Raw genomic sequence first — 15,263 nt, forward strand, 5'->3', positions numbered from 1 at the left:
CTAGCTCAATGCTAGCACTATTTCTTATGAATCAGAGCACTACATTTGTTGAACTGCGGTCAGAAGAGGTGCAAGAGCTGCTAGCTCGCCCTCCGCGGTGGCTACTGCGCTGGGGAATCACCGTAGTATTTCTGATTCTGCTCTCGGTATTTGCTGGCGCCTGGGTTATTCATTACCCTGACCTAGTAAGAGCTTCCTTTAAGCTCACCACTGCCAACGCGCCAAAAGCGGTGCTGGCCCGCACTGACGGTAAAATTGTCCGTTTATTTGTGCAAGAAGGCCAACTGGTGCCACCTGGCGCCACACTGGCGTATTTGGAGAGCACTGCCCGCCACGACGAGGTAATACATTTGGCGCGGGAGTTAAAAGCAGCTTGGGCGGTCTGTCGGCGGGGCAATTTGGAAGGGTTACGGCAAATCAATCTGTCGGCTTATCATCAACTCGGCGAGTTGCAAAACGATTATCAGACTTTTGAGCAGCGGCATATACAACTGCGCGCTTATCTAGCAGATGGTTTCTACAGCAAGAAGCGAAAGCTGTTGCAACTGGAGCTGATTGACTTACAGACATTAGCGCAACAACAACGACAGCAACGAGTGCTACAGGCTCGGGATGCCACGCTGGCGCAAGAAGACTATGAGACGCAACGGCAACTGGCCGAGCAAAAGGTAATTCCTGAACTGGAATTTAAGCGCGAGGAAAGCAAGAATATCGCGCGACAACTGGCTTACCAGCAAACCGCTTCAGTCTTAGTTAATAATGTGACTGCCCAGCGCGCCAAACAGAAAGAAATACTGGAATTAGACAAACAGGTAGCGGAAGAACGCGACCAGTTTTTACAGGCGTTAAATACCTTGCAAAGTGCTGTCAACTCTTGGCAAGCCAGGTACGTGTTATCGGCTCCCGTAAGTGGCCGGGTATTCTTTCCCGGCATAATTCAGGAAAACCAAGTCGTCGCGACCAGCCAAGAGCTATTTTATGTTGCTCCGCCGAGTGCAACTTATATCGGAGAATTGCGAGTACCGCAGCAGAATGCGGGCAAGGTGCAGGTCGGGCAGGATGTGTTGGTAAAGTTTGCCGGCTTTCCCTATCAGGAATATGGTGCAATACGAGGCCAGATTACGGCCATTGCTAACATTTCGTTCAAGGACAGCATCTTTCTAGCGCGGGTGGCATTGCCAGCAGGCTTGAAAACCACTTATGGCAAGTCGCTGGCTTATAGAACTGGTATGACGGCCTCAGCAGATATTATCACCGCCGATAATCGCTTGTTAGAAAAGCTATTTTATCAACTTCGTAAAGTAACCGAAGGGCAGTGATGAGCTAAGTTGTGCAACCTAGCTCACGGGATAAGCGTGGCGGGTAAAGAGCGTGAGCGCCTGGGGGTCGATGTTGTTCTCTTGGCAAATTTTGGCAGCCAGCGTTACCTGGCACTGTGCGAGGCCGGCGCCGTTTTCCGCCAACTCGGTTGCGACGTCCCACCCCTGCTCAGGATGAACGACCAACTCGCAACGGGTCGGGGCCTGCTTCACGTCGTCGTATAGGTGGAATGGCAGTGCATGCGTGACGCCGGCCAGCGTAACTAAGTTTGTTCCCAGGAAAGGAAAGCAGATGGTAGGGAAAGGTAGATTTAAGGGAGGCACACCAGCCAGCCCTGACGCAGAAAACGCTCGCGCAGCTCGTCGGCCGACGTGTCCTCCCCGATGAATTGCAGCCACTCGGCCACGGTGGTCAGGTCCGGGGCTTCGGCCAGAAAGGGTGTTGTTAAACAAATAGAGTAAAACCTCCGACTCGGCACGCTAGGCCGGTGCGTTCAGGCCCGGCTGGCGCTGCAGTTTGGCCAGGTAGTTTTTCAGGGAGAGGTACTTGCCGTACTTCAGGTGCACGTCCACGATGGTGGCCAGCGGCACGCCCAGCGCGTGCAGGTGCAGGATGCGTTCGCGGTCGGCGTCGTACATCGACGGCTGCACCACGCCCTTGGGTTTGCCCAGCACGATGCCCTGCTCGCGCCGCACCCGCAGCCCTTCCTTCGTGCGCTCGGACACGAAGTCCCGCTCCAGCTCGGCCAGCATGGCGAAAATGGTGAGCAGGATTTTGTGGGTCATGTCGCGGTGGTTCTGCGGGTCCAGGTCCAGGCCCTGCTTGACCAGAATCAGCCGGCAGCGCTTGTGGTGAATCAGCTCCTCAATCAGCGCCAGCACTTCGCGCAGCGAGCGACCCAGCCGCGAGAGCTCGGACACAATCACGGTGTCGCCGGCGGCGACCTTGGCCAGTAGCTCGGGGAGGCGGCGCTGCCCGGCGGTCCGGCGCGAGGACATCTCGACCTCAATCCACTCGTCCAGGGTCCAGCGGTGCTCGACCAGGTAGCGGGCGATGAGGCTCTTTTGGCTCTCGGCCGATTGGGCGCTGGTCGAGACGCGGACGTAGCCAAAAATCATGGGCAAAACGGGGTGGTTAGCGATAAGGTAAAAGGTCCTCGTAAAGGTACCGGTTTTCGATACCTTTACACGCACGTTAACCCTATCAAACGACGGTAGGGATAACGGTCGTTTACACCATCGCATTTTGGGCACCTTATGGCCACGCACCTGCGGATTCACATGGGCAAGGAGCGTGAGCTATACGAGCAGCCCCCGCTGGTGCCGGCGACCGAGCAGGCGCGGGTATTTGCCGTGCCGGCATGGGCCGATGTTCACCTGGCCCGGATGCTGGCGCCGGCTAACCGCGTCGGGTTTCTGTTGCAACTGGGCTACTTCCAGATCAGCCAGCGCTTCTACGTGGCCACGCGCTACCACGCGGCCGATGTGGCCTTCGTGGCGCGGCAGTTGGGCGTGGCCCCGGCCGAGTTCGCGCCCGCCCGCTACGCCGATGCCCGGTACTACGCCCATCAGCAGCTCTTGTGCGAGCAGTTGGGTATTGCGCGTTTCGACGCGGCCGCCACGGAGCGTTTGTACCAGGAGGCCGTGCGCCTGAGCAGCCAGCACCTCAAGCCGTCAACTGTCTTCGACTACCTGGTGCTGTTTCTGCACGAGCACCGGCTGGAGCTGCCCACCTACAACACGCTGGCCGACCTCATCACGCGGGCCCTGCTCGCGTTTGAGAAACGGCTGCTCCACCGCTTGCAGCAGCACCTGCAGCCCGGCGAGCAGCGCTTGCTGGACCGGCTGCTGGCCGCCGACGACCCCGACGCCCGCGAGGCGGATGCGGACCGCCGCTACCCGCTCACCTTTCTCAAGCGCATCCGCCAGGGCCTGCGGGCCGGGGAAATCCGCGAACGGGTCACCCATTTCGCCTCCCTGCGGCAGCTCTTTGAGCAGCTGCAGCCGCTCTGGCAGCGGTTGCGCCTCTCCGACCAGGCCATCACCTACTACGCCGAGTACGTGCTGCGGGCCCAAGCCGCGCAACTCTACCGCCGCGATGAGCGGCGCTACCTCTACCTGCTCAGCTTCGTGGTGCACCAGTACTACGAGCTGGGTGATGCCCTGGTCGATACGCTGCTGCAAACCATGACCAGCGCCGCCAATCAGTGCCGCGAGCAGGTCAAGGAGACGCTTTACCAGCAACGCACCGCCACCCAGCAGCTGACCAGCCAGGTCACCGGCCGCGGCTACCGGCACCTGCAAGCCCTGACCCAGATTCGCGCCCTGGTCGACGCGCCCGACGTGCCGGCCGAGCAAAAGCTCCAGCGCATCGACGCGCTGCTGCAGCGCCACCAGGTCACGGCCGCGCAACTCAGCGAAGACCACCAGCAGCTGGAGCAATTGCGCCAGGCCACCGAGCAGCAGGCCGGAGAGGCGCTGTTTCACGAGGCGCTGGCCGCCGCCTCGTTGCGCCTGCAGACTAAGCTCGGGACCCTGGTCAAAGCGCTGGTCGTGGACGAAGCAACCACCCGCGCCGACCTGTGGCGGGCGGTGCAGTACTACCAGCAGCACGACGGGCACCTGGGCGCGCAGGTGCCGCTGGACTTTCTCTCGCTCACGCAACGGGCCTACGTCCTCGATGCGCAGGGCCGGCTGCGCCCATCGCTCTACAAAGCGCTGCTGTTTCTGGAGATGGCCAAGGCCGTCAAGTCTGGCCAGCTCAACTTCACCTGCTGCTACCAGTACCGGGCCTTCGAGCACTACCTGCTGCCGGCCGCGCAGTGGGCCAAGCAGCGCGAAGCCCTGCTGGAACAGGCCGGGCTAAGTGCCTGGCGCGACTTTGCCGCGGTGCAAACCACGCTTCAGGCGCAGCTGCAGGCCCAGTTTACCGCCACGAACGCCCACCTGAGCGGGGCCGACAACCCGCACGCGCACCGCACCCCGGCCGGGCGCTACCGTCTCACCACGCCCCGGTTGCCGGCCGAGCAGCCCCGCCTGCCCGCCCACCTGTTTCCCCGCCACCGGGTGGTGCCCTTGCGCGAGGTGCTCACCAGCGTGGCCCGGCTCACCCAATTTGACACGGCTTTTGGCTCGTTGCCCAGCAAGCACGCCCGCACGCCGCCACCCTTATCGCAGCTGCTGGCCGCTCTGGTCGGACTCGGCTGCAACTTGGGCCTGCGCCGCTTGGCCCAGGTTGCGCCGCAGGTGGACGAAGCGGCCCTGCAGCGCCTGGCCAGCACCCATTTCTCGCTCGACAACCTGCGCCAGGCCAACGAGCTGATTCTAAACTTTACGCGCCAGCTGCGCCTGCGCGAGACCTTTCGGCTCTCGCCCGATGTGCTGCATAGCAGCAGCGACGGGCAGAAATACGACCTGGCCGTGGACTCGCTCGGCGGCAGCGCTTCCTTCAAATACTTCGGCAACCGCCGCGGCCTGACGGCCTACTCCTACGTGGACGAAACGCTGCTTGTCTTCGACTCGACCGTGTTCAGCGCTGCCGACCGCGAGGCCACGCACCTGCTGGAAGGGCTGTTGCGCCACGCCGTGCGGCCCACCGACGTGCACAGCACGGACACGCACGGCTACACGGAAGTCATTTTCGCCGTGACCCGCATGCTGGGCATCGCCTACGAGCCGCGCATCCGCCAGCTCACCAACCAGCAGCTCTACAGCTGGGAGCCCGTGGCCGCCCACCGCCAGCTGGGGCAGACGCTGCTGCCCGACGCGCGCCTCGACCCCGAACGCATCGCCCGGCACTGGGACGAGGTCCTGCGCCTGGTCGTCACCCTGAAGCTGCGTCACAGCGAGGCCTCGCGTCTGTTCGGCCGCCTCAACTCCTACGCCCGCCAGCACCCGCTTTACCGGGCCCTGAAAGAGCTGGGCCGGCTGGTTAAAACCGAGTTTCTGCTGCGCTACGTAGACCAGGTCGAACTGCGCCAGCGCATCCAGAAGCAACTCAACAAGGGCGAAAGCGCCCACCGCCTGGCCCACGCCGTCTGGCACGGGCGCAACCAGGAGTTTCACGCCGCCACCCGCTCCGAGCAGCTGGTGGCCGAGACCTGCAAGCGCCTACTGATGAACGCCATCATCTGCTGGAATTACCTGCACCTCTCCCAGCACCTGGCCCGGCTGCCGCCCGAGCAGCAGGCCGCCACCCTGGCCACGCTCTCGCCCTTCGCCGTGCTCTCCTACCGCCACCTGAACCTGCACGGCGAGTACGACTTCTCCGACCACCCCCTGCCGGCCGAAGCCCCATTTGACATGGACTTGATTGCCGCCTGGCAGCCGCCGAGCAAACCCGCGTAACCGGTCGAGTCGGAGGTTTTACCCTATTTGTTTAACAACACCCAATAAAGCAGCCGGCATATCCTTCCATTTCTAACAGGGTATCAATGGTGGCCAATAGGACACATCCCAGTTCCTGCCACCAGCGCAGGGGCGGCAAAGCGGCGGACGCAAGGGGCCTGGGCGAACGAGGCCGACGCAAGGCGGGCCGGTGGCGCCCGGCACGGAGAGTGACTGGCATGCGAGGAAACGTTAATGCTAACCGTTGGCTGGATTGCGGCGGTAACTACCGCGCCGGGGTGGCTTGCAAGCGCCGCACTACCGCGATGCCCGCCGGCGAAACGACCCCCGCCAGCAGGTCTGCCAACAGAAGCAGCGGCTGCACCTCGGTTTCAAATCCCACGGTGCTCAAGCGCTGATACCAGTGTTCCGCCTGAAGCTCGACATCCGCGTGGGCCTGGTAGAGGTCTTGCAGCACGCCCCAGAGCAGGTTGTTGCGCAGGTGTTCGAGCGGAAAGGCGGTGTGCTCCTGCCAGCGCTGCCAGGCCACGGGGAAGTGGGCCTCCAGCTGCTGAAAAAACGCGGCGTAGCTCGTCCGCAGTGCACTGCCCGCCCAGCCACAGAGCGCAAACAGCTCCTCTACCGCATTGCGACTGGATTCTTTGTGCCGGTGTAAGGCCTGGTATAGCAGGCCCGCCAGCGCATCCACCACGGCGCTCACCAGGAGTGCCTTGGCGGGGAACCACCGGTGCACAGTTTCGGGGGGTAGATAGAGGGAGTCCGCCAGGTCATCCAGCGAAACCGAGGTGAGGCCCTGCTGTAAGTACAGCGCCTGCGCCGCGGCAACAATGCGCGCCCGCTCATCGGTGGCCGATGGCTCCGCAAATCCGGACAGCGTATTCATAGTGGCGGGCATAGTGAAAGAATAACGAGCTGATGCGCAGCCGGGAATCGGCTGCGCATGGCTGGCCCTGCGGCGGACCGGTGCTGGAACTAATTGTTGCCCGCCTGGCGGGTCCAGGTTTCCTTGTGGGCCGTCATGCCCATGGCCTTCACGCGCATCTCCAGGGTTTTGGGCCCCGTCAGGCTCAGGGTCGTTTTGTAGTCCTTGCCCGATTTGGGGTCGAGCACCACGCCGCTCAGCTCATCACCATCGGGCTTCAGGTCCTTCAGCAGGTAGGTATTGAGCAGGGCTTTCTTCTTGGGGTCGCTGGCGGACTTGCGGAAAGCCACGTAGCGGCCCACGTAGGCATTGCCCTGCCGGCTTATTTCAATGACCACGTCCTGGTCCTCCATGAGCCAGGAACCAACGAAGGAGGGGGCCGGCGGTACCGCAACGGCCGGCGCAGAAACGGCGGCCGGGGCAGCCGCTAAAAAAAAGCTGAGAAACCAAACGATAAGGGTCATACCGGGAAATAGTGAGGGGTGAAACCAGGCAGGCTCCCCGGCCGGGGACCTGTTCTGCTGGCAAAGGACTTAACCGGTGCCCCCAGCCGCCGACATAATCTGCGCGAACGTTCCGAATTCGCCATTGAACCCGCCATAACGGGCATTGAGCTTGTGGGACTGGTGCCAGCCAGTGGGGGCGGTACCAACCGGCCGGGCCCATCCCAGGCTTGGGACGCGGGCCGGCGGGGCCGGCGATGAGGCTGCCCCCTCGATACCGACGCCGACGGCGTAGCCGACTACCAGGACAAGTGCCCCGACGTGAAGGGCCTGACCGCCCTGCAAGGCTGCCCCGATGCCGACGCCGACGGCGTGGCCGACAACGACGACCGCTGCCCCAACACCCCGGCCGGCGTGCGCGTGGACGCCACCGGCTGCCCGCTCGATGCCGACGGCGACAAAGTGCCCGACTACCTTGACAAGTGCCCCAACACCCCGGCCGGCGTGCAAGTAGATGCCACCGGCTGCCCGCTCGACCGCGATGGCGACGGCGTGCCCGACTACCAGGACCGCTGCCCCGGCCGCCCCGGCCCCGCCAGCAACAAAGGGTGCCCCGAGATTAAGGTGGAGCAGAAGAAAATCCTCAACGAGGCCACCAAGTACATCAACTTCGACTACAACAAGTCGACCCTGAAGCCTTCCTCCTACCCGCGCCTCGACCAGATGGTGGCCATTCTCAACGAGTACACCGATTACAGCCTCAGCATTGCCGGCCACACCGACAGCAAGGGCGACGACAACTACAACCTGAAGCTGAGCTACGAGCGCGCCGCCGCCCGGGCTTACATGCTCAGCAAAGGCATCCCCGCCGACCGCATCGAGGCCCGCGGCTACGGCGAAAGCAAGCCCATTGCCGACAACGCCACGGCCGCTGGCCAGGCCCTGAACCGCCGCGTTGATTTCGACGCCTACCTGACCGGTGAAGCCAACTCGGCCGAAGTGAAGTACGGCCCGGCGCCCACGGTAGCCCAACTGCTGCAGCAGGCCAAAACCTCGCCGGCCAAAGCGACCCCGGCCAAGAAGGCCCCGGCCAAGGAAAAGCCGGCCGCTAAAAAAGCCCCGGTCCGGCGCTAAGCGCCAGCGCAATTACCAGCGCCTTTTAAGCCCCGCCTGCCCTGCCAACCCTGGCGCGCCGGTGGGGCTTTTGCGTTTCGCTCTTTCGGGGTGGTTGCCGGGCTACGCGCCGCACTAGGCGGACCTGCGGCGGCCACTTTCTGGCGCTTTGCCCCAGCGGGCCCGATGATTTCCCGCTTTAAAGCCGGAATGATTCGCTGCCCATAATGGCACGTTCAAAACCCTTCTGCGCCCATTCGCTCACTTTCTGCGTGCCGGACTGCGGGGCCCATGGTTGCTTTGTAAATCCCGACTCCGCGAACACATCCGGGCGGTGACGTTTGACGGGGCACGGGTCACTTGGTTACTCCCCGGCTGGACTGTTCCGCGCTCAAGGGCCGCCGAAGCATTTCGTGTTTGCTGTTTAACCAACGGCCAGACGGCGTCTTGTGGTGGACAAGCCCCTCCCCTGCCGGATGGCGGAACTCCTAATTACTTACCCAACTGCATTGTGATTTTTCAAGCCCTGTTAACGTTGCCAGGTACCATCCGGGGGGTATTGCTGTTGCCCGCGCTCTGGCTGACTGCTCTCGGGGCGACGGCCCAAAGCCCGGCATCCATCAGCCTGCCAGCGGGCATACCGCTCAAGCGCATTGGCTACGCCCCCTTGCCGGGAGTGGGCCGCCACCTGCTGCTGACCGTGGGCCAGCCCGGTGGGCACCCCCGCTGCACCCCACTCCTGGTGCAGGTGTATGATTCCACCCTGCACCTGCTGGGCCAGCACTCCGCCCAGCTGCGCGGTAAATGCACCTTAATCGAAACCAACCCAATCAAGGGCCAGTACTCGGCCGCGTTTCAGTTTCGGCAGCACAACACCTGGGCTGACAGTACCTTTTTACTGGCCTTTGATGCCGGTGGGCGGCCAACGGGCGTGCTGGCCAGTCGGCAGCACATCACTGGCCGCAACCGGGCCACCCCGCTGAACCTGCCCACGGCCGACCTGCTGGTGAAAAGCGCCGGGAGCACCCGGCGCCAGTTCACCGTGCAGAGCCTGCGGCCCAGCCTGCAACCGTGCTGGGAGCAGTCGTTCGTCGCGCCAAGGGGGGCCGCCCGCCTCAACGCCTATGCCGCCGACTCGACGCACCTCTGGCTGCTGCTGACCGAGCACGCCAACAGCCGCCGCAACAACCCGGTGGCCGTCTGCCTGGACCTGGCAACGGGCCGCCAGCTGAGCCGCACGCCGCTAACCACCGGCTCCGGCCTGCGGGAAGTTTCCACCTGCACCATCGGCCCGAACCATAGCCTTTCCATCGTGGGGCATGCTTTCGCCGGCACCCGGCCCAAAAACTCGCGGATGGGCGAGCTGTTCCTGCTGCGGCTCCAGCCCGACGGCCGCGTGCTGACGGACCACCAGGTAGCCGTCGACCAGCTGCCGGCCCGGCATAAGGTGATATGGCGCCAGGTAGCCAACTCGCCCAACGGGGGCCTGCGGGTAATCGGCGAAACCTATACCCGGACTTCTTTTGGCGGGATGGTGGCATTTTACGCGGTAAGCTGGGCCGCCACCTTCACGTACGCCGCGCAGCAGGAAGTGACCCTGCGCCCGCGCGACTTGCTGCTGCTCGATTTCAACTCGGCAGGCCAGCTCCAGCAGCGTCAGCTGGTCGCCCTGCCTAAGGGCGGGTCCTTCTACAAGGGCCGCTACCTCGCGGCCCGGCGCCTGGCGCGGGAAGCCGCCGAACGCGGCCGGTTCCGCTACCGGGCCACGGCGCCGGGCAACGTAACCCTGCTGCGCACCAAGCAGGGTCTGCTGGCAGTGCGGGCCAACGGCCAGGCCGCCGTACCGCTTCGGGCACAGGCCGACCACTGCGTCCAGGACATCGTCGGCACCTCGGGCCACCAAGTGCTGGTAACGGAGTTCAACAAAAAGAAGAAGCAGTTCTCGCTTCTGCAGGTGCCTTTCAACTAGGTAAGGGGACAACTTGGGCGCGGCCTCGCCCCTGTTGCACTGGCCCCGGTCACCTAGCCGACCGCCGTTGCTCTCCTGCTCCCAGCCCAACTGCCGCCAGCCAGGCTTCGTTAGCCCCTTGACTCACCATTGTTTAGTATGGCTTCTTTTAAACAAAAAATCCTCCAGCTGCTCTACCCACTCATCATGCGCCTGTCGAAATCGGGCAGCAAGGGCAAAGTATTGAAAAAAACGGGGCAGGCACCCGCGCCGGTGTCTTTCTATGAGCTGGCCAGCCAGCTCAGCAATGGCCAGGAACTGCCGTTTGCCCAACTAAAAGGCAAGAAAGTGCTGCTGGTGAACACCGCTTCCAACTGCGGCTACACCAACCAGTATGCGGAGCTTCAGCAGCTAGCCGAGCGTTTCCCCGACCAGCTGCTGGTGCTGGGCTTTCCGGCCAACGACTTTGCCGAGCAGGAAAAGGACGACGACCACACCATCAGCCAGTTCTGCCAGGTCAATTTCGGCGTTTCGTTTCCGCTCATGAAGAAGAGCGTGGTCGTGAAGCAGGCCGCGCAAAACCCCGTGTATCAATGGCTCACCAATGCCCGCCAGAACGGCTGGAACGAGCAAGCCCCGGATTGGAATTTCTCAAAATACCTCATCAGCGAGGACGGGCAGCTAACCCACTACTTCGGCCCGGCCGTGTCGCCGCTGAGCGAAGACATAACTGCTGGCATCACTACGCAACGTCGCTACTGAAATCGCCCGGCTATTGACTAGCAGTGCGTAACTCCTACTTCTTAAACGCTGGCGAGCGGTGGAGGCGAAAGCATGCATTGGCGAATGCTTATGCAGGCGCCAGTGGCTGTTCTGGAGGCAACTGCCCGAAAGAAAAAGCCTGGCCCAGGGCCAGGCTTTTTCTTTACCAAGGAAATGTGATGTCCCGGTGGTATTTATACCCCTGCCCACGGTTCACATCCATGTCAGAAAAACTACCAGGTGTCAAACCACTGTCCGTACCATTCCTGTAGTCAGCACTTTATGCGGCTTCCCTACTTATTCATTGCCCTGTTGCTGGTTACCTGCCCCATGCTGATGCAGGCCCAGACGCCCGCCGCCCGGCCCCGAATAGGGCTTACGCTGGGCGGCGGCGGGGCGCGGGGGCTGGCCCACATCGGGCTGCTCAAGGCGCTGGACTCGGCCCAGGTGCGGGTCGATTACGTGTCGGGCACCAGCATGGGGGCCGTGGTGGGCGCGCTCTACGCCGAGGGCTACACCGGGGCCGAGATTGAGCGCATCGCGCAGGCCATCGACTGGAACGCGATGCTCAGCAACGCGACCCCGCTCGCGGCGCTCCCGCTGGCCGAGCGCGACGAGTCGGGCCGCTACATCGCCGAATTGCCGCTGACCAGGAAGGGCTTGCAGCTGCCGGGCGGGCTGCTGGAATCGCAGGAGCTGTGGCTGAAGCTGATCGAGCTGTACTTCCCGTTTTACCGCACCAAGAACTTCGACGACTTCGAACGCAAGTTTCGCTGCGTGGCCACCGACGTGGTGGCCGGCCAGCCGGTGGTGCTGCGGCAGGGCGAAATAGCCTCCGCCGTGCGCGCCAGCATGGCCATTCCGTCGGTTTTTTCGCCGGTCGAGTACCAGGGGCGCCGCCTGGTGGACGGGGGCGTGGTGCGCAATTTTCCGGTGTCGGAGGCGCAGGCAATGGGCGCCACCTACGTCATTGGCAGCAGCGTATCGGGCGAGGCCAACACGCAGGCCAGCCTGCGCAACGCGCTGGACATTCTGCTGCAAATCGCATTTTTCAAGGACAACGACGATTTCAAGCAGCAAAAGGCCCGCTGCAACCTCTACGTCGACTACCCGCTCGACGGCTTCGGGGTGGGTAGCTTCTCGTCGGGGCCCGCCATCATCGCCAGAGGCTTGGCAAGGGGCCGCGCCCTCTACCCGCGCCTGCGCGCCCTGCAGGACTCGCTCGATGCCAAGTATGGGCCGGTAGCGCCCCTGGCCCGCGCCCCGCGTGCCGACTCGGTGTACCTGACCGGGGTGGAGATGAAGGGCGTGGAGCCGCGCTACGTGCCGCGCCTGCTGCAACTGATGCGTTTCCAGGACCACCGCTATTACACGGCCCCGCAGCTGTCGGCGGCCATCCGGCAGGCTTTCAGCACCCGCTACTTCCGCCGCATCACCTACGTACTGCAGCCCACGGCCGGCACGGCCGATGCCGCCACCATTGTCTTCGAGGTAGACCCCGCGCCCCTCACGCTCGTGGGGCTGGGCCTGCACTACAACACGGCCACGGGCATCGGCCTGATTGCCAGCATTTCCTCGAAGGACTTGCTGCTACCGGGCTCTACTTCACAGTTGAAATTTAACCTCGGGGAAAACCCGCGTGCCCGGTTGGTGCACACGCAACTGCTATCGCACGACCTGAAGTGGAGCGGGCGCTTGTTTGTGCAGGGCGAGCAGGTGAGCATCACGACCTACGCCCCGGATTTTACCAAAGCCGGCCTCTACACGCAAGGCTTCGTCAACGCCGATGCGCGGGTAACCCGCAGTCTCGGGCTTAGCCGCGCCCTCGGCGTGGGCACCAGCTACGAGTACCTGGTTTACCACCCCGAAATTACCTCCCGCCTCCAGCCCGATGGCCGCATCAGGCAGGTGAACACCTACGCCTACTACGAGGCCAACACGCTCAATACGATGGTGTACCCCACGCGGGGCCGGCGCGTGTACGCCGAGGCAGGCTACGTGTACGCCCAGCGGCCCAGCGGGGCCGGCGTGAGCGACAGCACCGTGGTGCTGGGGATACACTTCCAATTCACCCCTTACACGCACACGCGCTTCTCGTTTGCGCAGTACCTGCCCCTGACCAAAACCGCTACGCTGCTGCTGCAAGCCCAGGCCGGCCTCAATTTCAACTACAAGCAAGCCGTTTTCAATGATTTTGTGGTGGGGGGCCTCAACAGCGTGGTGCGCAACCAGGTCACTTTTGCGGGCGTGCCCGAAGCCGCCCTGCTGACGGGCAGCGCCGCCACGGCGCTGGTGGGCTACCAGTTTGCCCTCACCCCGAGCCTGTTTGCCACGGCCAAGGCCAACGTGCTCTACCACGATTTCATCACGGGCAACGTGCGCCTGCAAGCTGCCAAGGCTAACTACGGCGGCTCGCTCACCCTGGGCCTGAAGACAATTGTCGGCCCCATCGATGCCAGCATTATGTATTCGGACTTGTCAAAAAGCTTTCTCACCTACTTCAACATTGGCTTGCCGTTCGGGTACCGGTAGGGACCAAAAAGTGTTTCCCACCTGCTCCATGACGTGCCGCTAAGGATGGAGCCGTGTATACTTGCGCCATGACTCAGTACTATTATCCGCCCGAAATTGCGGCGGCACTATCGGCCCGCTGGCCCGCGCAGGGCTTGCCGCTGCCGGCCCCGCCGCTGCTCACGCAGCTGGTGATGGTGGCCTACCAAGCCAGCCTGCTGCAGGAAGAGGGGCGCCCGGTGAGTTGCTACCTGCTCTATGCCTCGCCCGAAGAAGTAGCCACTTTTCCGGTCGCGCAGCAGCACCACCTGGTGTTTGCCCAGCCGCGCCCGTGCAACGAACAGGAACTGCGGCGCCTGAGTCCCACGGTGCAGCGCGGCAACAGCGCGCTGGCCGTCTACCACGCCGCGGATGATACCCTTCAGATTTGGGGAGTCGTTTTCCTGGGTGCCAGTGGTGACTACGTGCTGGCCAATGCCCTCGATACCGACCACCTGCAGCCCAGCGCCTTGCTGCTGCACGTGCGGGCCCCGGGAGCCCTAACTTTTTACTGCGGCCGCAACCGGGTGCTCACGCTGCTGCAAGGCCGCATCGAGGGCCACGGCTTTCTGCAGTTTCCGGCCGCCTGGGCCCAGGGGCATTTCAACGCGGGCGAGGACGAGCAAATCGAAGTCCCCGCCGAAGCCGTTGAGGTGATGCTCGGCGTCGGGATGCAGCTGCTGCGCCGCAGCATCGGCCGGGTGCGCAACGATGGCCACGGCGGCATGCTGGTGCTCGTGCCCAATGACGGAATCCCCGACCTGCTAGGCCCCCAAGGCTTGCTGCGCCCCAAGTACCGCGTGGAGCCGGACACGCATCATTTTGTTTCCTTTTTGGAAGCCATCATCAAACGCCTGACCGAGCTGAATACCGTGAGCTGGCGCTTCTACCAGCAATCCGCTGATGCGAAGCTGCGCACTTTAAGCCACCAGATGGATTGGTTCACCGAGCTGCTGGCCGACCTGATGGCCGTCGACGGCGCCCTGGTCATCAGCCAGCATTTCGACGTGATGGGCTTCGGCGTAGAGATTCACGCCCCCCTGGTAACGGCGGACCACGTCTTCCGCGCCCTCGACGTGGAAGCTCATTCCCTGCAAGCAGTGCCCATCGACAGCGGCGGCACCCGCCACCGCGCCGCCTACCGGCTATGCGCCGCCGACGCCCGGTGCCTGGTGGTGGTGGTGTCTCAGGACGGGGCCATCAAGTTTGTGCGCCAGTTGGCGGGCAAAGTCGTTTTCTGGGACCAATTGGCGCTTTAAATCTCCGGTGCTTTGCGAGGGGCGCGGTTTGGTACCCGCGGAAGGCATTAGAGATTTCTGTGAATCAAATAATTGGGCGATACCGGGTATTGCGCACATATATCAATTAGCCCACTATGTCGATTCAATCCCGTAGCTTAATTTCCTCTCGTTTGTCACTTAGTATAATCTGGCAAAAACGGAGTCTCTATTTACGGCAGGATAGTTCAAGTTGATTAGAAAAGAAGGCGCATATGATACTAGGAAACCTATCAATGTTAAGCTTTTCCGTTTTAGGCAGCGAAATTCGGGTCCATTTTACTGGACCGTTTTAAGTTATGAAAGGTGCGCCTTGTTGAGCGCCTCTCTCCTACCCTACAATCCAGCTAACAAGCCCCTTATTGGCGGCTCAAAAAGTGGGCTCTGAAAGATTTCAGCCTCGCAATTTGTGAGCTATGGTTTCTGAGCCACGTGTCACAGAGCGGTTATACTCGCCTCAACTACCGAAAGCAATTATTTGCATTACCAAATTCGACACTTAAACCGCACTTTCAACATGACCACGCCTGTTGATATAACCACTTGTATGATGGTATAGCAACGGTCCTAACTCGCAGTCGT

Annotated in this window: 11 protein-coding genes and 1 pseudogene; 8 read left to right on the forward strand and 4 right to left on the reverse strand. The window is 62.5% G+C overall.

All coding sequences use genetic code 11. The annotated features are described in order from the left end of the window. Positions 1-26: 26 nt before the first annotated feature. A complete protein-coding gene (locus MTP16_RS24030; protein ID WP_243520287.1) occupies positions 27-1,319 on the forward strand; it encodes an HlyD family efflux transporter periplasmic adaptor subunit in 1,293 nt (430 codons plus the stop codon). A gap of 311 nt (positions 1,320-1,630) precedes the next feature. Here MTP16_RS24030 and MTP16_RS24035 read toward each other — a convergent pair whose 3' ends face one another. Then, a complete protein-coding gene (locus tag MTP16_RS24035; RefSeq protein ID WP_243520289.1) occupies positions 1,631-1,798 on the reverse strand; it encodes a hypothetical protein in 168 nt (55 codons plus the stop codon). A 1-nt stretch (position 1,799) separates the two neighbouring features. Beyond that, positions 1,800-2,438 carry a recombinase family protein gene (locus MTP16_RS24040; protein ID WP_243520291.1) on the reverse strand — a complete coding sequence of 213 codons (639 nt, stop codon included), beginning with the start codon at positions 2,436-2,438 and terminating at the stop codon, positions 1,800-1,802. Between the two features lie 138 nt (positions 2,439-2,576). Here MTP16_RS24040 and MTP16_RS24045 point away from each other — a divergent pair, with 138 nt between their 5' ends. Next, the gene (locus MTP16_RS24045; protein ID WP_243520293.1) at positions 2,577-5,666 is read left to right on the forward strand and encodes a Tn3 family transposase; all 3,090 of its coding nucleotides are present in this window, start codon (positions 2,577-2,579) and stop codon (positions 5,664-5,666) included. A gap of 265 nt (positions 5,667-5,931) precedes the next feature. On the opposite strand, the gene MTP16_RS24050 is transcribed toward MTP16_RS24045, so the two are convergent. Both MTP16_RS24050 and MTP16_RS24055 read right to left on the reverse strand, forming a co-directional pair. After that, entirely contained in the window at positions 5,932-6,549 is a 618-nt protein-coding gene (locus MTP16_RS24050) for a TetR/AcrR family transcriptional regulator (protein WP_243520295.1), read from the reverse strand. A gap of 89 nt (positions 6,550-6,638) precedes the next feature. Further along, positions 6,639-7,052, reverse strand: coding sequence for a DUF2147 domain-containing protein (locus tag MTP16_RS24055; protein WP_243520297.1), 414 nt, complete (start codon positions 7,050-7,052; stop codon positions 6,639-6,641). A 243-nt stretch (positions 7,053-7,295) separates the two neighbouring features. On the opposite strand from MTP16_RS24055, the pseudogene MTP16_RS25955 reads away from it, so the two are divergent. From MTP16_RS25955 to MTP16_RS24085, 6 genes and pseudogenes are all read left to right on the forward strand, one after another. Beyond that, positions 7,296-7,352: pseudogene (locus tag MTP16_RS25955) on the forward strand (hypothetical protein); the annotation flags it as partial. Beyond that, positions 7,353-8,165, forward strand: coding sequence for an OmpA family protein (locus MTP16_RS24065; protein WP_243520298.1), 813 nt, complete (start codon positions 7,353-7,355; stop codon positions 8,163-8,165). It abuts the pseudogene before it with no gap. Between the two features lie 490 nt (positions 8,166-8,655). After that, positions 8,656-10,113 carry a hypothetical protein gene (locus tag MTP16_RS24070; RefSeq protein ID WP_243520301.1) on the forward strand — a complete coding sequence of 486 codons (1,458 nt, stop codon included), beginning with the start codon at positions 8,656-8,658 and terminating at the stop codon, positions 10,111-10,113. Positions 10,114-10,251: 138 nt separating this feature from the next. Next, positions 10,252-10,854 (forward strand): glutathione peroxidase, encoded by a 603-nt coding sequence (locus MTP16_RS24075; RefSeq protein ID WP_243520303.1) that lies wholly within the window; start codon positions 10,252-10,254, stop codon positions 10,852-10,854. A 282-nt stretch (positions 10,855-11,136) separates the two neighbouring features. Further along, complete coding sequence (locus MTP16_RS24080) at positions 11,137-13,386, forward strand: patatin-like phospholipase family protein (RefSeq protein ID WP_243520305.1); 2,250 nt, start codon at positions 11,137-11,139, stop codon at positions 13,384-13,386. A 68-nt stretch (positions 13,387-13,454) separates the two neighbouring features. After that, positions 13,455-14,663 carry a putative sensor domain DACNV-containing protein gene (locus MTP16_RS24085; protein ID WP_243520307.1) on the forward strand — a complete coding sequence of 403 codons (1,209 nt, stop codon included), beginning with the start codon at positions 13,455-13,457 and terminating at the stop codon, positions 14,661-14,663. Positions 14,664-15,263: the final 600 nt, after the last annotated feature.

This window comes from Hymenobacter monticola (genome assembly GCF_022811645.1).
GTDB lineage: Bacteria > Bacteroidota > Bacteroidia > Cytophagales > Hymenobacteraceae > Hymenobacter > Hymenobacter monticola.